The following is a 21428-nucleotide window of genomic DNA, read 5'->3' on the forward strand; positions in this document are numbered from 1 at the left end:
CCGCCGAGACCACCACCTGCGGAAATGGGGACACCACGTGCGTATGTTGTCGGCCGATGGGCTGCCGCTGTGACCGGGCGGTACGTGCTTGATCTCGACCGGATCGACGGGACGCAGGGCGCGGTGGCCGGTGGCAAGGGCGCGCAGCTGGGAGCGTTGTCCCAGCTCGACGGCGTCCGAGTGCCGGCCGGCTTCTGCGTGACGACGGACGCGTTCCGCCGGGTGGCAGTGCCGTCCATCGACGACCAGCTCGTTCAGCTGTCGGCTCTGGACCCGGACGACCGGGATGCGATCCGCACCCTGAGCGCGGAGATCCGCCGGACCATCGAAGGGATCGCCGTCCCCGAGGAGCTCGCGGCGAACATCACCCGCGCGCTCGCCGAGCACGGCGAGCAGGCCGCCTACGCCGTACGGTCCAGCGCGACGGCGGAGGACCTGCCCACAGCGTCCTTCGCCGGCCAGCAGGACACGTACCTGAACGTGGTGGGGCCCGCCGCAATTCTGGAGCACATCAGCCGGTGCTGGGCTTCCCTGTTCACCGAACGGGCGGTGATCTACCGCCGGCGCAACGGCATCGACGACCGTACGGTCGCCATGGCCGTGGTGGTGCAGCGGATGGTGTTCCCGCAGGCCTCCGGCATCCTGTTCACCGCCGACCCGGTCACCGGTGACCGGACGGCCGCCACCGTGGACGCGGGCTTCGGCCTCGGCGAGGCCCTGGTCTCCGGCCTGGTCAACCCGGACGTCTACAAGGTGCGCCGGGACGAGATCGTGTCCCGGACGATCGCCGCAAAAGAGCGGGCCGTGCAGGCCCTGCCCGGCGGCGGTACGCAGCAGGTGGCGATCGATTCATCCCGGCAGGAGCAGCCCGCGCTGACGGACGCGCAGGTCCTGGAACTCGTACGGCTGGGACGGCGGATCGAGGCCCACTTCGGCCGCCCGCAGGACATCGAGTGGTGCCTGGCCGAGGACGGCTTCCGGATCGTGCAGAGCCGCCCGATCACGACGCTGTTCCCCGTCCCCGCCGGCGATGACCAGGTGAACCGCGTGTACATGTCCGTCGGTCACCAGCAGATGATGACCGACGCGATGCGGCCCCTGGGCTGGTCCATGTGGCAGCTGACGGCCATGGCGCCGATGCACCAGGCCGGCGGGCGGCTGTTCGTCGACGTCACCCGGGCCCTGGCCACGCCCGCGGGCCGCACCGGCCTGCTGGACATGGCGGCCCGGTCCGATCCGCTGACCCGGGACGCGCTGGAGACGGTCCTCAGCCGCGGCTTCGTCCCGATGTCCCCGGACGCGGGTCCGGGCCGGCCGCCGGCCGGTGCCGGGCCGGCCCCGATCGAGACCGACCCGGCTGTCGTCACCGAGCTGATTGCTCGCAGCGAGGCGTCCGTCGCCGCCCTGCGGCGCGATATCCGTACGAAGACCGGACCGGCGCTGTTCGACTTCCTGCTGGAGGCGTTCGAGGAGCACAAGCGGGTCCTCAGTGATCCGGTGAGCATCCAGGCGATCATGGCGGGCATGGAGGCCACCTGGTGGCTCAACGACCGGCTGCAGGAGTGGCTGGGCGAGAAGAACGCGGCCGACACCCTGACCTTGTCCGCCCCGGGCAACATCACTTCGGAGATGGGCCTGGCGCTGCTGGACGTCGCCGACGTGATCCGCCCGTACCCGGAGGTGGTGGCGTTCCTGCGGGGTGTCGAGGACGAGGGGTTCCTGGACGAGCTGCCCAAGCTCGCGGGCGGGACCGAGGCGCGTGACGCCATCGAGACCTACCTCGACCGGTACGGCATGCGCTGTGTCGGCGAGATCGACATCACCCGGCCACGCTGGCGGGAGCGACCGGCCACGCTCGTGCCGGTCATCCTCGACAATGTCCGCAACTTCGAGCCCGGTGCCGCCGCGCGGCGCTTCGAGCAGGGGCGGCAGCAGGCGGAGGAGAAGGCCCAGGAGGTGCTCGAACGCCTGCGCGCGTTGCCGGACGGCGAGCAGAAGGCCGCCGAGACCGAGCGGATGATCGACCGGGTCCGCACCTTCATCGGCTACCGCGAGTACCCCAAGTACGGCATCATCTGCCGCTACTTCCTCTACAAGCAGGCTCTGCTGGACGAAGCCGAGCGCCTCGTGCGGGCCGGTGTGCTCGCCGGCAAGGAGGACATCTACTACCTCACCTTCCAGGAGCTCCACGACGTCGTACGGACGCACCGGGTGGACGACCGGCTCGTCCCGCAGCGCACGGAGGAGTTCCGGGCGTACCAGGCGCTCACGACGCCGCGGGTGCTGACCTCGGACGGTGAGGCGGTCCTGGGCTCGTACCGGCGCGCCGACCTGCCGGCCGATGCCCTGGCCGGGCTGCCGGTCTCCGGCGGAACGGTCGAGGGCCGGGCCCGCGTCGTCCTCGACCTGGCGCAGGCCGACCTGGAGGCGGGCGACATCCTGGTCACGTCCTTCACGGACCCGAGCTGGTCGCCGCTGTTCGTCGGGATCGCGGGCCTGGTGACCGAGGTGGGGGGCCAGATGACCCACGGCGCGGTGATCGCCCGGGAGTACGGCCTGCCGGCCGTCGTCGCCGTGCCGCAGGCCACCCGGCTCATCCGCGACGGCCAGCGGATCCGTGTGCACGGCACCGACGGCTACGTCGAGCTGCTGTCCTGAAGATCGTTGTGTCGAAGACCTCGTCCTCCCGTAGGGCATAGATGTTTTTGATCGTCCTGGACTAACCTGGCATCGCCCGCCGCGGGCGTGGGCCGGGACCGGGGAGAAAAACCATGAACATGCAGGGACAGAGTCGCGCGGCGGCCCTCGCGGCCGCCGCGGTGCTGACGATCAGCGGCGTTGCCGGCTGCGCCAAAGAGGACACCGGGGGCACCACCGACACCGGCGTGGCGCTCGTGAAGGCCGGCGTGCTCACCACGTGCACCCACCTTCCGTACGCGCCGTTCCAGTCCAAGGACGCGGCCGGCAAGGTCGTCGGCTTCGACGTCGCGCTCGTCGACCTGGTCGCCGCCAAGCTCAAGGTGACCCAGGAGGTCGTGGACACGCCGTTCGAGGGCATCAAGTCCGGCTCCGACCTCAACGCCGGCAAGTGCGACATCGCCGCGGCCGGCATGACCATCACCGAGGAGCGCAAGCGCGTGCTCGACTTCTCCGAGCCGTACTTCGACGCCACCCAGGCGCTCGCCGTGCTCACCGGCAAGGAGGTCAAGACGCTGGAGGAGCTGGCCGGCAAGCGGCTCGGCGTGCAGGGCGGGACCACCGGCGAGGAGTACATCAACGCCCAGGTCAAGGAGAAGAAGCTGGACATCGAGGTGGTGTCCTACCGCGACCTCGCCGCGCTCCAGCAGGCGCTGGCCACCAACCAGATCGTCGCGGCCGTCAACGACCTGCCGGTGTGGAACGAGTACATCAAGGCCAACCCGGGCAAGGTCGTCGTCGCGACCGGCTTCGACACCGGCGAGCAGTACGGCTTCGCGGTCAAGAAGGGCAACGCGGCGCTGCTCAAGGTCGTCAACGAGGCCCTCGCGGCGTCGCGGTCCGACGGCACGTACGACAAGATCTACAAGAGCTGGATCGGCGAGAAGCCGGTCGGTTGATCCACGCCATGGTCATGAGCCGTCGCCGGCGGCAGCGGATGGTCCGCGTCGCCGGCTATGTCGTCTTCGCGCTGGTGATCGTGGCCGCAGTGAGCGCCGCGGACTGGGGCCGGCTGTCCGAGGCGTTCTTCCGGCTCGACGTCGCCGGGAGCATGTTCCCCCAGGCGATCACCGTCGCGCTGCGCAACACCATCACGTACACGTTGCTGGCGTTCGTCTTCGGTCTCACGGTCGGGCTGGTCCTGGCCCTGATGCGGCTGTCGTCGATTTTGCCGTACAGGTGGCTCGCCACCGCCTACATCGAGCTGTTCCGCGGCCTGCCCGCGCTGCTGGTGTTGTTCATGGTCGGCTACGGTGTGCCGCTGGCCTTTCCGGACCGGGAGATCCCCGGCGGGGTCTACGGCTCGGTGACCGTCGGTCTCGGCCTGACGGCCGCCGCCTACATGGCGGAGACCATTCGGGCCGGCATCCAGGCGGTGCCCAAGGGGCAGCTCGAGGCCGCCCGTACGCTCGGCATGTCGCACACCCGCGCGATGATCTCCATCGTGCTGCCGCAGGCGTTCCGGATCGTCATCCCGCCGCTGACCAACGAGATCATCCTGCTGACCAAGGACACCTCGCTGGTCTACGTCCTCGGCGTGACCTCGACGACGATCGAGCTGACCAAGTTCGCCGGCGACGCGCTCAACACGCGGGTCAACCCGACCCCGCTGGTGGTGGCCGGTCTGCTCTATCTCGTGATCACCCTGCCGCTGTCCCAGCTGGTCCGCGGGCTGGAGCGCCGGGCCCGGAGAGAGAGGTGAGCACGATGTCCACCATCGAGATCGCCGGTTTGCACAAGTCCTTCGGCCAGCTGGAGGTGCTGCGCGGCATCGACCTCTCGGTCGATCCGGGCGAGGTCGTCTGTGTCATCGGCCCGTCCGGCTCCGGCAAGTCCACGCTGCTGCGCTGTGTGAATCTGCTGGAGGAGCCCAGCGCCGGCACGATCCGGGTGGCCGGCGTCGAGGTGACCGACCCGGACTGCGACATCGACGCCGTCCGCCGCGGCATCGGCATGGTCTTCCAGCAGTTCAACCTGTTCGGTCACCTGACGGTCCGGGAGAACGTCACCATCGCGCAGCGCCGGGTCCTCAGGCGCAGCCGGGCCGAGGCCGGCCGGATCGCCTCGGTGAACCTGGACCGGGTCGGTCTCGCCGACAAGGCCGATGCGTATCCCGCGCAGCTGTCCGGCGGCCAGCAGCAGCGGGTCGCCATCGCCCGGGCCCTGGCGATGGACCCGCAGCTGATGCTCTTCGACGAGCCGACCAGCGCCCTCGACCCCGAGCTGGTCGGCGAGGTGCTCGCGGTCATGCGGGGCCTGGCCGCCGAGGGCATGACCATGCTGGTGGTCACCCACGAGATGGCGTTCGCCCGGGAGGTCGCCGCGCGCGTCGTCTTCATGGACGACGGGGTGATCGTCGAGCAGGGCCCGCCCGCCACGGTGTTCGGGAGCCCCCGCGAGGAGCGCACCCGCGAGTTCCTGCACCGGGTGCTGGAGCCCACCCGGGTCAGCGAGTCGGAGATCGGCGCCCACCTCACCGACTGACTTCTGAAGAACTGGGTGACTTCTGAAGAGAAATGCAAAAGTTCATAGCTCCTTAACCAAAGTTGTGGACTTTGGTGCAGAAGGAGCCTAGCGTTCCCAGACATCGATGGTCGTCGACCCTCGATCCCGACCGTCCCGGTGTCTGGGGAGAGCGCTCTATGAGAATGTCGATGTTCACCCGTCCCCGTATGTCTCTGCTGGTCGGCGCCGCTTTGCTGGCCAGCCTGCTGCAAGCGGTCCCCGCCGCTGCGGCAGTCCCGCCGCAGCAGCCCGGCGTCACGCTACGCACCTTCGACCTGCAGACCGCGCGCGACCGGATCTGCACCCTCAAGTCCGGCCAGACCCCGAACGTCGACAAGCTCCTGCCGACGATCAACTGGAGCACCGCGGCGGACTTCGGCGTGGAGGACAACTTCCAGGCCGAGGTGATCGGCAACGTCACCATCCCCACCGCCGGTCTGTACACGTTCCGGCTCACCAGCGACGACGGCTCGCGGCTGCTGATCGACGGCGCGACCGTCATCAACCACGACGGGCTGCACGGCGTGACCTCGATGGAGGGTGGCATCACCCTCGCGACCGGGTACCACGGCCTGCACATCGACTACTTCGAGGCGACCGGCGGCCAGCAGCTCACCCTGGAATGGCGGCAGCCCGGCGCCACCGCGTTCACCGTCGTGCCGAACTCGGCGCTGAGCACCGACGCCGGCGTGGTCCGGGTGACCGCGCCCGGGCGCAAGGAGTGCGAAGCGGCGGGGGACAGCCCCGGCGACGGCCTGCCGCTCAACGCCGTGCACCCCGGCTACACGCTCACCAACCTGCGCCCGGCCGGCTTCCAGCCGCAGGTGAGCGCGATGGACTGGTTCCCCGACGGGCGCCTGGCCATCGCCACCTGGGGCGGCAGCGACACTGTGGCCGGTGAGGTGTACGTCCTCAGCGGCGTCACCGGCAGCACGTCGCCGAGCCAGGTCACGTACAAGAAGGTCGCCACCGGGCTGCGCGAACCGATGGGCCTGAAGATCGTCGACGGCAAGATCTACGTGTCGCAGAAGCACGAGCTCACCGAGCTCAACGACACCAACGGCGACGGCGTCACCGACCAGTACCGCCGGGTCGCCACCTGGCCGTTCGACGGCAACTTCCACGAGTTCGCGTTCGGCCTGCTCTACAAGGACGGCTACTTCTACCTGAACCTGTCCGTCTCCATCGACCTCGGCGGGGCCACCACCCAGCCGCAGGGCTCACCGAACCGCGGCACCAGCCTGAAGATCAACCGTTCGACCGGTGCGGTGGAGTACGTCGCCGGCGGCCTGCGCACCCCCGACGGTCTCGGCTGGGGACCCGAGGGCGACATCTTCGTCCTGGACAACCAGGGCGGCTGGCTGCCCGCCTCGAAACTCGTGCAGATCAAGCCGAACCGCTTCTTCAACCACTACACCAACCCGGACGGCCCGTTCGACAACCAGCCGGTCACCCAGCCGGTGCTGTGGCTGCCGCAGAACGAGATCGCCAACTCGCCGAGCACGCCGCTGCTGCTGAACTCGGGACCGTACTCGGGCCAGATGCTCTTCGGCGACGTCACGTACGGCGGCATCCAGCGCGCGTTCCTGGAGAAGATCAACGGCCAGTACCAGGGCGCGGTCTTCCGCCTCACGCAGGGCCTGGAGTCGGGCGTGCTGCGGCTGAGCCAGGGACCCGACGGTGCGCTCTACTACGGTGGGCTCGGCGCCGGCGGCAACTGGGGCCAGGAAGGCAAGCTCACGTACGGGCTGCAGAAGCTCACGCCCAACGGCACCAGCGTCTTCGACATCAAGGCGATGCGCGCTGTCGCCGGCGGCTTCGAGCTGGAGTACACCCAGCCCGTCTCCGAGGCCACCGCCGCCCAGCTCGCCGCGCGGTACCGGGCCGAGCAGTGGCGCTACGTCCCGACCCCGTCCTACGGCGGCCCGAAGGTCGACGAGGAGTCCCTGTCGGTGGCGTCGGCGACGCTCTCGGCGGACCGGCTCAAGGTGACGCTCAAGCTCAACGGGCTCAAGCCGGGCCGGGTCGTGCACGTCCGTTCCCCGCGCCCCTTCACCTCGACGTCGGGCACCTCATTGTGGAGCACCGAGGCCTGGTACACGCTCAACAGCCTCGCCGACGGCACGACGCTGCGCACCGACCGGGTCGAGGCCGAGAACGCCGGCCTCAGCGGCACTGCGGGCGTGGCCTCCGACCACACCGGCTACACCGGCTCGGGCTTCGTGGCCGGCTACGGCTCGGTCGGCGCGGCGACCACCTTCAGCGTCGACGTGCCATCGGCCGGGTCGTACCCGGTGGGGCTGCGCTTCAGCAACGGCCCGAACCCGTCGGCCGGCGCCAAGACCGTGAGCCTGTACGTCAACGGGAGCAAGGTGCGGCAGGTCAGCCTGGCCGACACCGGGAACTGGGACACCTGGGCGACCCAGACCGACACCGTGACCCTGCGGGCCGGCGGCAACACCGTCGCGTACAAGGTGGACACCGGCGACGTCGGCAATGTCAACCTGGACAACCTGTCCGTGGGCACCGGCGGCGGCAGCACGGCGACGGCCCCGCGGACCGGCACCCTCACCGGCATCGGCGGCAAGTGCGTCGACGTCGACAACGCCAGCAACGCCGACAAGGCGAAGGTCCAGCTCTACACCTGCAACAACTCCACTGCGCAGAGCTGGACCCGCAACGGTGACACCCTGCGGGCGCTGGGCAAGTGCCTCGACATCGACAACGCCGGCACCGCCGACGGCACCAAGGTGCAGCTCTACACCTGCAACAACAGCGCCGCGCAGGTGTGGCAGGCCCAGGCCGACGGGTCACTGCTCAACCCGCAGACCGGCAAGGTGCTCGACGCCGCGGGCGGCTCGAGCGCGGACGGCACCCAGCTCCAGATCTGGACGCCGGCCAACGTCACCCAGCAGAAGTGGACCCACAACGGCACCAGCCGGGTGACGCTGTTCGACGGCGGCACCCTCGGCGCCTTCCAGAACGCCGACGGCAGCGCACCGACCTGGCCGATCTCCGGCGGCTCGGCCGAGGTGCTCGGCGGAGACCTGCGGACCAAGCAGACCTTCGGTGATTTCAAGCTGCACGCCGAGTTCTGGCTGCCGAACCTGCCGGCCGACGTGACCGGCCAGGCCCGGGCCAACAGCGGCATCTACCTGCAGGACCGCTACGAGGTCCAGATCCTCGACTCGTACGGCAAACCGACTCCGGCCGACAACGACAGCGCGGCGATCTACCTGAAACGAGCGCCGTCCGCGAACGCCGGAACGGCCCCGGAGACGTGGCAGACCTACGACATCACGTTCCGGGCCGCCCGCTACAGCGGCACGACGAAGACCGAGGACGCCCGCGTCACCGTGGTCTGGAACGGCACGACGGTGCACAACAACGTCGCCATCGACGGTCCCACCGGCAACGGCGCCGCCGAGGGACCGGACATGCTGCCCATCCGCCTGCAGGACCACGGCGACCCGGGCGCCAACGTCCGCTACCGCAACCTCTGGATCGAACCCGCGTAAATGCGAGGGGCGGGTGCCGGGCCTGAAAGCTGCCCGGCACCCGCCGTTCTGCTGTCCTGCCCCGGTTACGGCCGGGCTGCTCCGGAACGGACGAAGACCGGCATCGTGTCCAGCGTCGTGGTGACCGTGGCGGTGGTGCCGCCCGCGTACCGCTTGCCGGTGAAGTAGTCCGTCCAGGTGCTGCCGGGCGGGAACCACACCGTCGTGGCGGCGGTCGCCCCCGGCGTGGTCACCGGGGCGACCAGCAGGTCCGGGCCGTACAGGTACTGGCTGCCGGCCGTCGCGTAGGCCTCCTGCTCGCCCGGGTACGCCAGGTACATCGGCCGGACGATGGGGGTGCCGGTGCGGGTGGCCTCAGCCGCTGCCGCGTACGTGTAGGGCTGGATCTTCTTGCGCAGGTTGAGGAACTTCTTGGCCGAGGCGTTCGCGACCGGCCCGTACTGCCAGGGCAGCCGGTCGCTGTGGTTGGAGTGCAGGCGGTCGATCGGCTGGAACGTGCCCAGCTGGACCCAGCGGGCGTACAGGTCGTCGGGCAGCTTCGTGCTGCCCGGCTCGCTGCCCGGCTCCTGGAGTCCGCCCGTGTGCCCGCCGATGTCGTGGCTGACTGCGGCCAGCCCGGTGGCCGCCGACTCGCCCGGGGTGTAGCCGACCTCGAACCGCAGGGTCTCCCAGTTCGAGATGGTGTCGCCGGTGAAGTGCAGCGTGGTCCGCTTGTCGGCCCACGGCCCGGTCGGCACGGGGCCCGGGTTGCCGTAGCCGCCGGCCTGCAACGACCCGTACGCCCGGGAGAACGCGAACCCGGTCTTGTCGGCGTACTGCTTGTTGATCCAGGCGTCCGGGGTGACGCCGGCCAGGGTGGACCGTGAGCTGTCGCAGCACCAGTCCAGCCACCAGAAGTCGACGCCCTTGGCGCCCATCTGGTCGTGCAGCCACAGGTACGCCTTCAGCTGGTCCGGGTCACCGAAGTCGAACACGTAACAGTCGGGACCGCCGTTGCAGCCGACCTTCTGCAGTTTGCCCCGGGCCAGCTGCTGCGCCCGCGGGAACGCCGGGTCGGAGCCGAGGATGCTCGGGTGGATGTTCAGTCCGGTGTGCACGCCCCGGGACCGCAGCCCCGCGGCGAACGCCTTCCAGTCGGGGAACCGGGTGGCATCGATCGACCAGCCGTTCCACTTGTCCGGCGCCTTGAAGTCAGTGTCGACGACGAGCACGTCCAGCGGCACACCCTCACTGGAGAACCGGGACACCAGGCCCTGGAACTCGGCCGCCGTCCGGTCGTAGTACTCCGAGTACCAGACGCCGTACGCCCAGCGGGGGAGCAGCTTGGTCGGCCCGGTCAGCGTGGACAGCTCACGCAGCCCGCGGCGGTAGTCCTGGCCGTACGCGAAGACGTACCCGTCCTGCCCGGAGGTGCGGCGCTGCGTGACGGTGCCGGTGGCCGGGCGGTAGAGCGCCGACGCCGAGTCGTCGAGCAGTGACCAGCCGTCCTGGTAGAGCAGCCCGCCGTAGGTGCGCGCGCCGCCGTCGACGTTGTCCAGCCCGCGACGGTAACCACCGAGCGGTGCGTGCGGGGCGAGCAGCGGCGCGTTCTTCGCGGTGACCGCGACGGTGTCCATGTTGATGTTGCAGCTCTGCTCGGTGGGGCAGCCGAGCGCCACCGTGTTCGTGCCGGCCCGCAGCGAGACCAGGACCGACGCGGTACGCCAGTAGTCCCACCCGCTGGTCGGCGGCAGCGTGACCGTGGCCGGCGCGGTGTCATTGGCCGTCACTGCAATCGTCCGCGTCTGCACAGGCTGGCTGCCGGCCTGACCGTTGGCGTAGCGCACCTGCACCCGGTAATCGCCCGCGGCCGGCACGCCGGTCACGGTGAGGGCGGCTCCCGCCCCGGTCCGTTCCAGCCCGGCCACGAAACCCTCGCCGGAGTAGCCGTTGTGGTCGTCGGCAAGCCGCGCGCCGCCGGTCAGGCCGCCCAGGTCGGCCTCGCACACCGCGCCGAACGCGCAGGGCTGCGGGACGGCCGGCGTGGGCGCGGGGTACGCCGCACCCGGCGCGAGCACGGCCAGGCTGTCGACGTTGACATTGCCGGAGTCGGTCGCCGTTCGCACCAGGCCGACCTCGTGCCGGCCGGCCGGCAGATCCAGCGGTACGGCGGCGAGCGCCCAGGTGTCCCAGTTGGCGGTCGGCGGCAGGCTCAGCGTGCCCGCCGCGACACCGTCCACTGTGATGGTCAAAGTACGAGTGACGTTCTGGCCGTCCCCACCGGTGCTGTTGGCATAGCGGACGGTGAGCTGCTGGGTGCCCGCGGCCGTGGGGGTGACGGCGAAGGTGAGCGAGTTGCCCGTGCCCTCGAAACCGGCCACGAATCCCCGGCCGGTGTAGTCGCGGTGGTCGGTGGCCGCGCTCAGGCCGTTGAGCGCCAGCGCCTCGGCCTCGCACAGGACGCCGGGGGCACAGTCGGGGGCGCCGAGACCGGCCCAGGGTGCGGCGGTCACGGTCTGCCGGCCGGCTTTCAGGCGTACGGTCAGATTGTCGGCGGTGAACGGCCCGGAACCGACCCGGTAGCGCAGGGTCGTCGCGCCCGTGTCGATGGTCAGCCAGCCGTGCGAGACCCGCTTGGTGAACCGGGCCGGCCGGAAGTCGTCGCGGCCGATCACGTTGAAGGTGTCCCCGTCGGTGAACCGGCCGCCGGGGGCGTACTCGGTTCTGATCAGGGTCGGGGAGAGCACCTGGAAGCGGGCGTTCCCCGAGACGACGGTCTGCGGCTTTCCGGTGGTGGCCCCGGCGGGGCCCGGCGCACTCAGCGCCAGGCCGCTCGACACCAGGGCCAGAACGGCCGCGGCGGCGACCTTCCGGCGAACGAGATAACGCACCACACACGCTCCCTAGGGGTAGCGAATGAAATCAGTCGATGACAACGCTGTCACCCGCCGGTGACAAAAGTCAAGATCATGAAGGCGGTGCGGCCAGGGCGGCAGTGATGGCAGCTTCGGCGGTGGCCTTGTCGATGCCGAGTCCGGCGAGGACCCCCGTGCCGTCCTCGAGCTCCAGCAGCGCGAGCAGGATGTGCTCGGTGCCGACGTAGTTGTGGTTCATCCGCAGGGCCTCCCGGAAGGTCAGCTCCAGCGCCTTCTTGGCATGCGCGTCGAACGGGATGAGCGCGGGCACGGCGTCGGCCGCCGCCGGCAGCGTCGCGGTGGCGGTCTGCCGGACGGTGTCCAGCGACACTCCCTGCGCGACGATCGCCCGGGCGCCGAGCGCGCTCGGGTCCGCCGCCAGGCCGAGCACCAGATGAGCCACGCTGATCTGGCTGTTGCTCTTGGCGCGGGCCTCCTCCTGCGCCGTCACGACGACCTTCCGGGCGCGGTCGGTGTAGCGGCTGAACCCCTGGCTGGCGTCGAGGTCGGGCGCCTCGCCCTTGGCGACGAAGCGCTTCTGGGCGGCCTGCTTGCTGACCCCCATGCTGCGGCCGATCTCGGTCCAGGAGGCGCCGGAGCGGCGCGCCTGGTCGACGAAGTGGCCGATCAGATGGTCCGCCACGTCACCGAGGTGGTCGGCGGCCAGCACCGCGTCGGAGAGCTGGTCGAGGGCGGTGGAGTGGGTCTTCTTGATGGCCTCGATCAGGTCGTCGAGCCGGACGGAGGCGGTAACGGGTTCAGGAGTCGTCATGCCGTCAACCATAGGTTGACGACTCCTGTAGCGTCAACCCAAGGTTGACGACGCTCGACGCCGGCCGAATCGACTGCTACTTTAGGAACATGTTCCTAAAGTCGAACAGAGAAGATGCTGCTCCTGACCTGAACCTGAAGTCCGCATTGGACAGTGTGCATCGCGCCGGTATGCCGGGCGTTTTCGCCGAAGTGCGTGACGGCAGCGCGACCTGGCGCGGCGCCTCCGGGGTCGCCGACCTCAGCACCGGCCGTCCCGTCGAGCCCGGCATGCGGCACCGCGTCGGCAGCCTGACCAAGACGTTCACCGCCGTCGCCCTCCTGCGGCTGGTCGAGCAGGGCCGGATCGGGCTCGACGCGCCGATCGGTGGATACCTGCCCGAGCTGGTGCCGGGGGAGCGCGGCCGGCAGATCACCGTACGGATGCTGCTCAACCACACCAGCGGCTTCCCCGAATACCTGCCGTACGCGTTCCCGTCCCTGCGGCCCTCGCCGTCCGGTCCGTCGGGTGACAGCCTGGACGACAACCAGTTCCGGCAGTTCGAACCCACCGAGCTGATCCGAATGGGCGTGACAGCACCCCCGGCCGGCGAGCCGGGAAGCACTCCGGGGACGTACTCCAACGCGAACTACCTGCTGCTCGGCCAGCTGCTGGAGCACGTGACCGGCACTCCGGCGGAGGAGTACATAACCCGGGACGTCATCGAGCGCGCCGGCCTGCGGCACACCGAGTTCCCCACCGGTACGCGCATCGAGGGCCCGCACCCACGGATGTACGAGGCACTGTTCGGCCTCATCGACCCGCCCCGCGACTACAGCGTCTACAACATGTCCTGGGTGTCGACCGGCGCCGGCCTGATCTCGACCGTGGCGGACGTCAACCGCTTCTACCGCATGCTGCTCGGCGGCGAGCTCCTCCAGCCGTCCTCGCTGGCCGAGATGCAGCGCACCGTGCCGGTCATCAGCCAGACCGGCGAACTGATCACGTACGGCCTCGGCCTGCACAAGTTCACGTTGCCCGGTTGCGGCACACTCTGGGGCCACGACGGCACTGTTTGGGGCGCCGGCACTATGTCCCGGCACAGCGCCGACGGCCAGCGCCAGATGACGGTCGCGGTCAACCTCGCGCGGTGGAACCGGATGGACTCCTCCGGGAAACCTCAACCTCATCCCATCGACGACGCGCTGACCGCCTTCTGCGGGGAGGCGATGTGCGGTGCCGCGCCGGGGGCAGTTAGATGAGGTGGTGTCCCCATCCGCCGCACCGCAGGGCCGTACCGGCCGGCCGCCGGTAACCTCCCGGGCGCAGATCCTCGACTCGGCCCGGCAGCTCATCGACCAGGACGGCTGGGAGAAGCTGACGATCCGCCGGCTGGCCGCCGAGCTCGGCATCGGCGCGACCACGCTTTACCACCACGTGCGGGACAAGGAGGATCTGCTGCTCCTGCTGCTCAACGCGTACGCCGAGCAGATCCCGCGGCCGGAGCTGACCGGTGAGCCGGGGGACCGCATCGTCGCCGCCGCGACAGCGCTGCACGACGGCCTCGCGGCCTGGCCGTGGGCCGCGGAAGTGCTCACCGCCGACGGGTTCGTCGGCCTGCTCGGGGAGCCGGCCCTGGAGCTGGTCGAGACCATCGTGGCCGGGGCCGTCGACTGCGGGTGCACGCCGGCTCAGGCCGTCGACCTGTTCCGCGGCATCTGGTACTACACGGTCGGCGAGATCCTCGTGCGCAGCCACTCCGATCGCCGCCGCCCCGGCGACGACCGGCCCCGGTACAGCGACATCGACTTCGGCAGCTTCGACGCGTCCCGGCTGCCGCACCTGGCCGCCATCGGCGAGCAATGGCCGGACCTGGCCGCCCGCAACACCTACCCCGAGGGTCTCCGTGCGTTCGTCGGCGGTTTCCTCTCCAAGGCGCGCTGAGCTGATGACAGTCATCGACCGGCTGGCCGGGGCGTCCCGGATCGGGCTGGGGCTGGCCGCCGTCGGCCGCCCGGGTTACATCACTCTCGGCCGTGAGGCGGACCTGCCGGCCGGGCGGACCGTCGAGGCGATGCGGGACCGGGCCCACGAGCTGCTCGATCAGGCGTACGCGGCCGGCGTCCGGTACGTCGACGTCGCCCGCTCGTACGGGCGGGCCGAGGAGTTCCTGGCCCAGTGGCTGCGGGCCCGGCCGGACGCCGCCGACGTCGTGGTCGGCAGCAAGTGGGGTTACACCTACGTCGCCGGGTGGCGGGTCGACGCCGAGGCGCACGAGGTCAAGGACCACAGTGTCGCCACCTTCGACCGGCAGCTGGGGGAGTCCCGGGCGTTGCTGGGCGACCGCCTTGACCTGTACCAGATCCACTCGGTCACCCCGGACAGCCCGGCGTTGCGCGACGAGGTCCTGCACCGGCGGCTGGCCGATCTCGCCGCCCAGGGCACCGTCATCGGGCTGTCGACCAGTGGTCCCGCGCAGGCCGAGGCAATCCGTGCCGCGCTCGGCATCCGGGTCGGCGGGCGCCCGCTGTTCCGCAGCGTGCAGGCGACGTGGAATCCGCTGGAGCCCAGCGCCGGCCCGGCGCTCGCCGAGGCGCATGACGCGGGCTGCCTGGTGATCGTCAAGGAGGCGCTGGCCAACGGTCGCCTCGCCGGAGCCGGGAGTCTTGCCTCCGGTGGCGCCCCGGCCGACGCTGTGGCGCTGGCGGCGGCGTTGCAGCAGCCGTGGGCGACGGTCGTGCTCTCCGGGGCGGTGACCGGCGACCAGTTGGCGTCGAACCTCCGCGCGCAGACACTCACCGTCGACCCCGCCCGGTGGCAGGGCCTGGCGATGCCCAGCGCCCGCTACTGGCGAGAGCGGTCGCAGTTGCCCTGGGCCTGAAGTCGGGCCCTAGGCCGTGTTTCGTAGGGCGCGGAGCCATTGGTTGATGGCGGCGATGGTGAGGGTGGCTTCGTAGCGCACGGCGAGTTTGTCGTACCTGGTGGCCATGGCGCGGTGTTGTTTGAGCTGGTTGATGCCGCACTCCACGGCGTGACGCAGGCGGTAGGCCTCGGGGTCGAAGGCGGGTGGACGCCCGCCCTTCGACCCTTTGGCCTTGCGGTGGGCGTCCTGGTCGGTCTTGCTCGGAATACACGCTCGGATGTTGCGGGATCGCAGGTGGGCTCGGTTGGCCTTGGACGTGTACGCCCTGTCGGCCAGCACCATGTCGGGCCGGGTCCGTGGCCGGCCGCCACCGGCTCGGGTGACCCGCACCTTGGCCAGCACCGGGACGAACTGCGGGCTGTCGCCGCGCTGCCCGGCGGTCACCACCAGCGACATCAGCTTGCGGCCTTGCTCGCAGGCCAGATGCGTCTTGGTCGTCCAGCCACCCCTCGATCGGCCGAGCCCATGATCGGTGGGTTCTGCCTGCACACCGCCAGGCGGTTCCTTCTGCATCTGGCCGTCTCGACGGGCTCCGGCCGCGTGCTGATGAGCACGGCTGATCGTCGAATCCACGCTCACCGTCCAGCCGATCAACCCCGCCTCATCCGCCTGGGCCTGCAGCGAGGCCAGGACCTGCGCCCAGACGCCGTCACGCTGCCAGCGCCGGAACCAGCGATACAAGGTTTGCCACGGCGGATACACCGCGGGCACGTCTCGCCACGGTGAGCCGGTACGCACCCTCCACCTGATCCCGTCGATGATCAGCCTCATAGTCCATCTGCGCGGCCGATCACGACCTGTTCCCGCAGGCAGCAACGGCTCCAGCGCCGCCCACTGCACGTCGGTCAGGTCATGTCGCCTCGCTGCCGCTACGCTCGGCACGAGGTCTCCGGTGTGAAGTTCTGGCTTGGTCGCTTGAACCAAATACCGGAGACCTCTTCAGTTATCGATCACCGCCACGCCGCAACATCACAGCGCTACGAAACACGGCCTAGGCGGCGCTGCGGGTTGCCGGGGTGATCAGTTCCACCTCGTTCGCGGCGAGGGCCTCCCGCAGGTCGGCCGGCGGTGCGGTGTCGGTGATCAGGTAGTCGGCCGCGCCCAGCTCGGAGACCTGCGCGAACAGCCGGCGGCTGAACTTCGAGGAGTCGGCCAGGATCGCCACCCGGGCCGCGCGGGAGATCATCTCCTGCATCATGGCCGCCTCGGCCAGGTTGCTGGTCGTGTAGCCGGCCTCCGCGGAGACCGCGCCGACGCCGATCAGCGCCAGGTCGCAGCTGATGTCGAGCTCGGCGCCGCCGTTGGCCCGGAAGCTGACCGGCCCGATGGTGGCCAGCGTGAGGGTGCGGACCGCACCGCCGAAGACGTAGATGTCGCGGACCGCGGTGGGTGGCAGCGCGCCGGGCAGCAGCAGATTGTTCGTCGCCACCGTCAGGTCGCGGTGCTGGCCCAGATTGCGGGCGACCGCCAGGGTGGTCGTCCCGCCGTTGATCATGATGGTCGAGCCGTCCTGGACCAGGGCCGCGGCCAGCGCCGCGATCTTCTCCTTCTCCTGCTCCATGAGGGCGAGCCGCTGGTCGACGGCACGGTCGGTCCGCGAGATCGTGGACAGGCTGACCGCGCCGCCGTACGTGCGCACGAGCACTCCGTCGGCACTCAGCTGGTCGAGGTCACGCCGCACGGTGTCGATGGAGACCCCGAAACGCTCAGCCAGCTCGCCGACCGTGACCTGACCGGTGTCGGCGACGTACGCGGCCAGCTGGGCCTTGCGTCCGGCGGGCAGATGCCGCTGCCGCTCGTCCTTGTCGACGCTCACTGCTTCCCCTTCATCAGTGCGGCAGTATGCCACAACCGTGCGAACACCACGCACATCGCTGCGTAGAGCGGCGAAGAGCCGCAAGAAGGGGCACTGTCCCTCGGAAGGGTGCTCTTCGCTGCCTGTCTCCAGCTCAACGCCGCCTCGTCAACCCCGCACTTCTGTCGCATGACGCAATAGTATGCCGTACTCCGCAGTTTTCTGCTGTTCTTGTCTTGTCCCCATCTGTAACACGCTGCTAACGTGGCGCCAACACAGCAGAGAACAGAAAGATCTCGATAGAAGGAGTTCGCCATGGCTCTTGGTGCATCCCGGCTCAAGCGAGCGATAGCGGCGGCCACCGCCGCCTCGCTGGTCGCCTTCATGGCGGCGTGCGGTTCAGGCGACTCGGAGGACGCCGGCTCGGGAGGCACCGTGACGCTGGAGTTCGCCCAGTGGTGGGGAGCCGAGCTGCCGGCCGGGGACTTCGACAAGATCATCTCCGACTTCACGGCGCAGAACCCGACCATCAAGGTCAAGCTGCTCAGCGCGCCGTACGCGTCGACCAAGCAGCAGCTGGTGACCGGCGCGGCGTCCAAGACGCTGCCCGACGTGGTCGGCCTGGACGGCGCCTGGGTCAACGACTTCGCCAAGCAGGGCGCCATCACCGACATGTCCAAGCTGATGACCGACGCGAGCTACGACGCCTCCCAGCTGGCCAGCCAGGTGCAGATCAAGGGCAAGACGTACATGATCCCGGTGGTCAACTTCGTCTACCCGCTGTTCGTCAACAAGGACCTGCTCACCAAGGCCGGTGTCAGCAAGGTGCCGGCCACGCGCACCGAGTTCCTGGAGGCGGCCAAGAAGATCAGCGCCACCGGCGGCAATGTCAAGGGCTGGGCGCTCCCGCTGGACACCGCGGTCCCCAACGGCGTCCAGAACGACGTCATGTCGTGGCTCTGGGCCTCCGGCGGCAGCATGCTGGCCGACGGCAAGCCGGCCCTGACCAGCCCGCAGGTCAAGAGCACGGTGGAGTACGTGAAGAGCCTGAACGACGCCGGTGTCATCGCCCCCGGCTCGCTCACCATGAAGGAACAGGACAAGGTCGAGAAGTTCACCAACGGCCAGGTCGGCATGATGATCGACTCGCTCGCGCACGTCAACCTGATCAAGAAGAGCAAGCCGGACCTGAAGGTCGAGGTGGCGGCCCTGCCGGCCGAGGACGGCTACACCGGCAAGCGCGGCATCCCGTACGCGTCCTGGGGGATCGGTGTCTCGAACTCCACCAAGCACAAGGCCGAGGCGTTCAAGCTGGTCTCGTACCTGATGAGCCAGGAGACCAACGCGAAGCTGAGCACCATCGCGAACGGCTTCCCCGGCAACAAGAACGCCAAGCCCGACTTCAGCACCGGTGACCCGCTGTTCAAGACCGCCTTCGACATCTACCAGCAGGGCTACCCGGCCAACGAGTTCGTCGGCCTGCCCAAGTCCGAGGACCTGATGCGCAGCTTCGACGAGCAGTTGCAGCTCGTGCTCACCGGCAAGGCGAGTGTCGACGACGCCCTCGCCAAGTCGCAGGAGTCCTGGTCGTCGGTGATCGAGTAGCTCGCCCGGATGCCGCGCCGGTCCGGCGCGGCATCCGATCAAGGAGACAGCCATGACATTGACCGCACCGGAAACCGCGGCGCCGGCCGAGCCGGCCACCCCGGGCCGGCCCCGCTCTTCCTTGACCCGGCGACTGGTCCCGTACGGCTATCTGTCCCCCACGGTGCTGCTGATCGTGGTCCTGATGGTGGTCCCCATCGTCATGGTGATCAGCTACTCGTTCCGGGACAACGTGATCGTGCAGGACAACTCGGTGTTCGCCGGGCTGGTCAACTACACCAAGGTGCTCACCGACCCGGACTTCCTGGTCGCGATGAAGAACACCGCGATCTTCATCTCGGTCAGCACCGCGGCCCACCTGGTCCTGGGTCTCGCCTTCGCGATGATGCTCAACACCAACCTGCTGAGCGGGGTCACCAAGGCGGTCTTCCGGATCGTCTACATCCTGCCCTGGCTGTTCACCATCGCGGTGATCGCCGTCATCTGGCGGCTGCTGCTCGACCCGTCCGGCGTGGTCAACTACGTGCTCCAGACGCTGGGCTTCGTGCAGGAGGGCGTGGACTGGCTCGGCAGCCCGACCACGGCGCTGTGGGCGGTGACCTTCGCCAACATCTGGTCCGGCTACCCGTTCTTCATGATCAGCCTGCTGGCCGGGCTGCAGGGCATCTCCGCCGACCTGTACGAGGCGGCCGCCGTGGACGGCACCAACTGGCTCCAGCGCTTCGTGCACGTGACGCTGCCCCAGCTGCGGCCGGTGATCATCAGCATGGCCGTGCTGGACCTGATCTGGACCTCCCAGCAGTTCGCGCTGATCTGGATGATGACCGGCGGCGGGCCGCTGAACAGCACCGAGATGCTCAGCACCTACACCTACAAGCAGGCCTTCAGCGAGTACGAGTTCGCGACCGCGTCGGCCGCCGCCGTGGTCGTGCTGCTCATCACGATGGTGCTGGCCTTCTTCTACGTACGCTCGCAAAGGGAGCGGTGAGGCAGATGGCCACCGTCAAGACCCGGCGCACCCTCGCGAAGGCCGGTGTCATCACCGGGCTCGTCCTCGGCGCGCTCTTCGCCGGCCTGCCGGTCCTGTGGATGCTCTCCACCTCGTTCAAGAGCAACGGGGACGTCTTCCAGAACCCGCCGAAGCTCATCACCGAGAGCTTCTCGTTCGACGCCTACCGCGAGATCCTGGGCAACGGCGCCCAGCTGCGGTTCTTCCTCAACAGCTACATCGTCGCCCTGGCCGTGACCGCCCTGACGTTGCTGGTCGCCCTGCTGGCCGGGTACGCGTTCAGCCGCTTCACGTTCCCGCTGCAGAAGACCATCAACGCGGTGATCGTCAGCGTCCAGGCGGTGCCGCCGATCACGCTCGTCATCCCGTACTTCGGGCTGGTCGTGGCGCTCGGGCTCTACAACACCTATCCCGGCCTGATCCTCACCCACATGGTGTTCACCCTGCCGTACGCGATCATCATGATCACCGCGTACCTGAACACGCTACCGCGGGAGCTGGACGAGTCCGTCAAGGTCGACGGCGGCACGAGCTGGACCGCACTGTGGCGGATCCTCGTGCCGGTCTCGGTGCCCGGTCTCATCGCGGTCGGGGTCTACACGTTCATGATTTCGTGGAACGAGTACCTGTTCGCGCTCACGCTGACCCGCACCGACGACATGCGCACGGTGCCCATCGGCATCCAGCTGCTCATGGGCCAGCACTCGTACGAGTGGAACCAGATGATGGCGATGAGCATCCTCGGGTCGATCCCCGTCCTGGTCCTCTTCCTGCTCTTCCAGCGGCGCTTCATCGGCGGCCTGACCGCCGGCGCCGTCAAGGCCTGACCCACCCCCTCCCGCAACGCCAAAGGAGATACACCGAACATGCTGACGACCGGCAAGGCGATCCTGGACGTCGCCAATGAGCACAGCTTCGCCGTGCCCGCCTTCAACATCAGCGACTGGGCGATGTTCCAGGGGATCGTGGAGATCAGCGAGGAGACCGACGCGCCGCTGATCGTGGCGATCCACCCGGACGAGGTACGGCACATCGGCCGCGAGATGATCACCGGCATCATCCAGCGCGCGCACCACGCGAGCGTGCCGATCGCCATCCACTGGGACCACGGCGGCACCTACGAGCAGATCCTGCAGGCGGCGCAGTACGGCTTCACCTCCGTGATGATCGACGGCTCGCTGCTGCCGTTCGACGAGAACGTCGCGCTCTCCCGCAAGGTCGCCGACTCGGCCCACGCCCTGGGCCTGTCGGTGGAGGGCGAGCTCGGCACGATCGGCGCGAACGACAGCTACGCCGAGGCGGGCGCCGCCACCATCATCTACACCGACCCCGACGACGCGGTCACCTTCGTCGAGCAGACCGGCGTGGACAGCCTGGCCATCGCCATCGGCACGTACCACGGCTTCTTCCCGGCCCATCTGAAGCCGGAGCTGAAGCTGGACCTGCTCAAGGAGATCAAGGGCCGGGTACGGATCCCGCTGGTGCTGCACGGCGGCTCCAACAACCCCGACGACGAGATCGCCGAGGCCGCCCGGACCGGCATCAACAAGATCAATATCTCCACCGACATCAAGGTCGCCTACCACAACAAGATGCGCGAGGTGCTGGGCAACGACCCGAAGGTGCGTGAGCCCAACGCCATCCAGCCCGCGTGCATCGACGCCATGAAGGTCGTCGCCGCCCAGAAGATCGAGCTGTTCGGTGCCGCCGGCAAGGGTTCCCTCTACTGAG

General features: G+C 69.2%; 16 protein-coding genes. 12 read left to right on the top strand and 4 right to left on the bottom strand.

From position 1 onward, the window contains the following. Positions 1-24: 24 nt before the first annotated feature. The 5 genes from rph to ACQP2Y_RS17130 all read left to right on the top strand — a co-directional run bounded on the left by rph (position 25) and on the right by ACQP2Y_RS17130 (position 8720). The gene (gene rph, locus ACQP2Y_RS17110; protein ID WP_433729312.1) at positions 25-2658 is read left to right on the top strand and encodes a rifamycin-inactivating phosphotransferase; all 2634 of its coding nucleotides are present in this window, start codon (positions 25-27) and stop codon (positions 2656-2658) included. Positions 2659-2771: 113 nt separating this feature from the next. Beyond that, positions 2772-3596 (top strand): ABC transporter substrate-binding protein, encoded by an 825-nt coding sequence (locus ACQP2Y_RS17115; protein WP_433729314.1) that lies wholly within the window; start codon positions 2772-2774, stop codon positions 3594-3596. 14 nt (positions 3597-3610) lie between these two features. Then, positions 3611-4399: an amino acid ABC transporter permease gene (locus ACQP2Y_RS17120; RefSeq protein ID WP_433729316.1), complete on the top strand. Its 789-nt coding sequence runs from the start codon at positions 3611-3613 to the stop codon at positions 4397-4399. Between the two features lie 5 nt (positions 4400-4404). Continuing rightward, positions 4405-5181: an amino acid ABC transporter ATP-binding protein gene (locus tag ACQP2Y_RS17125; RefSeq protein ID WP_433729318.1), complete on the top strand. Its 777-nt coding sequence runs from the start codon at positions 4405-4407 to the stop codon at positions 5179-5181. Between the two features lie 158 nt (positions 5182-5339). Continuing rightward, positions 5340-8720 (top strand): family 16 glycoside hydrolase, encoded by a 3381-nt coding sequence (locus ACQP2Y_RS17130; RefSeq protein ID WP_433729320.1) that lies wholly within the window; start codon positions 5340-5342, stop codon positions 8718-8720. Positions 8721-8785: 65 nt separating this feature from the next. On the opposite strand, the gene ACQP2Y_RS17135 is transcribed toward ACQP2Y_RS17130, so the two are convergent. Together ACQP2Y_RS17135 and ACQP2Y_RS17140 are read right to left on the bottom strand one after the other, a co-directional pair. Further along, positions 8786-11590, bottom strand: coding sequence for a TIM-barrel domain-containing protein (locus tag ACQP2Y_RS17135; protein WP_433729322.1), 2805 nt, complete (start codon positions 11588-11590; stop codon positions 8786-8788). Positions 11591-11666: 76 nt separating this feature from the next. Continuing rightward, entirely contained in the window at positions 11667-12386 is a 720-nt protein-coding gene (locus ACQP2Y_RS17140; RefSeq protein WP_433729324.1) for a Clp protease N-terminal domain-containing protein, read from the bottom strand. 170 nt (positions 12387-12556) lie between these two features. Here ACQP2Y_RS17140 and ACQP2Y_RS17145 point away from each other — a divergent pair, with 170 nt between their 5' ends. Genes ACQP2Y_RS17145 through ACQP2Y_RS17155 form a run of 3 tightly spaced genes read left to right on the top strand, consistent with a single transcriptional unit; the run spans position 12557 to position 15246 of the window. Further along, positions 12557-13627: a serine hydrolase domain-containing protein gene (locus tag ACQP2Y_RS17145; protein WP_433729326.1), complete on the top strand. Its 1071-nt coding sequence runs from the start codon at positions 12557-12559 to the stop codon at positions 13625-13627. 4 nt (positions 13628-13631) lie between these two features. Next, on the top strand, positions 13632-14309 hold the full coding sequence (locus tag ACQP2Y_RS17150) for a TetR/AcrR family transcriptional regulator (RefSeq protein WP_433729328.1): 678 nt from the start codon (positions 13632-13634) through the stop codon (positions 14307-14309). A gap of 4 nt (positions 14310-14313) precedes the next feature. Further along, positions 14314-15246 (top strand): aldo/keto reductase, encoded by a 933-nt coding sequence (locus tag ACQP2Y_RS17155; RefSeq protein WP_433729330.1) that lies wholly within the window; start codon positions 14314-14316, stop codon positions 15244-15246. 9 nt (positions 15247-15255) lie between these two features. On the opposite strand, the gene ACQP2Y_RS17160 is transcribed toward ACQP2Y_RS17155, so the two are convergent. Together ACQP2Y_RS17160 and ACQP2Y_RS17165 are read right to left on the bottom strand one after the other, a co-directional pair. Beyond that, a complete protein-coding gene (locus tag ACQP2Y_RS17160; RefSeq protein WP_433731979.1) occupies positions 15256-16170 on the bottom strand; it encodes an IS5 family transposase in 915 nt (304 codons plus the stop codon). A 109-nt stretch (positions 16171-16279) separates the two neighbouring features. Then, positions 16280-17104: a DeoR/GlpR family DNA-binding transcription regulator gene (locus tag ACQP2Y_RS17165; RefSeq protein WP_433729332.1), complete on the bottom strand. Its 825-nt coding sequence runs from the start codon at positions 17102-17104 to the stop codon at positions 16280-16282. A 294-nt stretch (positions 17105-17398) separates the two neighbouring features. Between ACQP2Y_RS17165 and ACQP2Y_RS17170 the strand changes: the two genes are divergently transcribed. Genes ACQP2Y_RS17170 through ACQP2Y_RS17185 form a run of 4 tightly spaced genes read left to right on the top strand, consistent with a single transcriptional unit; the run spans position 17399 to position 21427 of the window. After that, a complete protein-coding gene (locus ACQP2Y_RS17170; protein ID WP_433729334.1) occupies positions 17399-18688 on the top strand; it encodes an ABC transporter substrate-binding protein in 1290 nt (429 codons plus the stop codon). A gap of 52 nt (positions 18689-18740) precedes the next feature. After that, positions 18741-19676, top strand: a complete 936-nt coding sequence (locus ACQP2Y_RS17175; RefSeq protein ID WP_433729336.1) for a carbohydrate ABC transporter permease — start codon at positions 18741-18743, stop codon at positions 19674-19676. A 5-nt stretch (positions 19677-19681) separates the two neighbouring features. Next, positions 19682-20524 (top strand): carbohydrate ABC transporter permease, encoded by an 843-nt coding sequence (locus ACQP2Y_RS17180; protein ID WP_433729338.1) that lies wholly within the window; start codon positions 19682-19684, stop codon positions 20522-20524. Positions 20525-20563: 39 nt separating this feature from the next. Then, the gene (locus ACQP2Y_RS17185) at positions 20564-21427 is read left to right on the top strand and encodes a ketose-bisphosphate aldolase (protein ID WP_360821521.1); all 864 of its coding nucleotides are present in this window, start codon (positions 20564-20566) and stop codon (positions 21425-21427) included. The last annotated feature ends 1 nt before the right edge of the window (position 21428 follow it).

The sequence above is a fragment of the Actinoplanes sp. CA-051413 genome, assembly GCF_050955795.1.
Taxonomy (GTDB): Bacteria; Actinomycetota; Actinomycetes; order Mycobacteriales; family Micromonosporaceae; genus Actinoplanes.

Coding starts and splice junctions, on each gene's coding strand:
- ACQP2Y_RS17180 (WP_433729338.1), top strand. CDS start 19,682: ATGGCCACCGTCAAGACCCGGCGCACCCTCGCGAAGGCCGGTGTCATC.
- ACQP2Y_RS17145 (WP_433729326.1), top strand. CDS start 12,557: ATGCCGGGCGTTTTCGCCGAAGTGCGTGACGGCAGCGCGACCTGGCGC.
- ACQP2Y_RS17115 (WP_433729314.1), top strand. CDS start 2,772: ATGAACATGCAGGGACAGAGTCGCGCGGCGGCCCTCGCGGCCGCCGCG.
- ACQP2Y_RS17130 (WP_433729320.1), top strand. CDS start 5,340: ATGAGAATGTCGATGTTCACCCGTCCCCGTATGTCTCTGCTGGTCGGC.
- ACQP2Y_RS17175 (WP_433729336.1), top strand. CDS start 18,741: ATGACATTGACCGCACCGGAAACCGCGGCGCCGGCCGAGCCGGCCACC.
- ACQP2Y_RS17170 (WP_433729334.1), top strand. CDS start 17,399: ATGGCTCTTGGTGCATCCCGGCTCAAGCGAGCGATAGCGGCGGCCACC.
- ACQP2Y_RS17140 (WP_433729324.1), bottom strand. CDS start 12,386: ATGACGACTCCTGAACCCGTTACCGCCTCCGTCCGGCTCGACGACCTG.
- ACQP2Y_RS17125 (WP_433729318.1), top strand. CDS start 4,405: ATGTCCACCATCGAGATCGCCGGTTTGCACAAGTCCTTCGGCCAGCTG.
- ACQP2Y_RS17120 (WP_433729316.1), top strand. CDS start 3,611: ATGAGCCGTCGCCGGCGGCAGCGGATGGTCCGCGTCGCCGGCTATGTC.
- ACQP2Y_RS17185 (WP_360821521.1), top strand. CDS start 20,564: ATGCTGACGACCGGCAAGGCGATCCTGGACGTCGCCAATGAGCACAGC.
- rph (WP_433729312.1), top strand. CDS start 25: ATGGGGACACCACGTGCGTATGTTGTCGGCCGATGGGCTGCCGCTGTG.
- ACQP2Y_RS17155 (WP_433729330.1), top strand. CDS start 14,314: ATGACAGTCATCGACCGGCTGGCCGGGGCGTCCCGGATCGGGCTGGGG.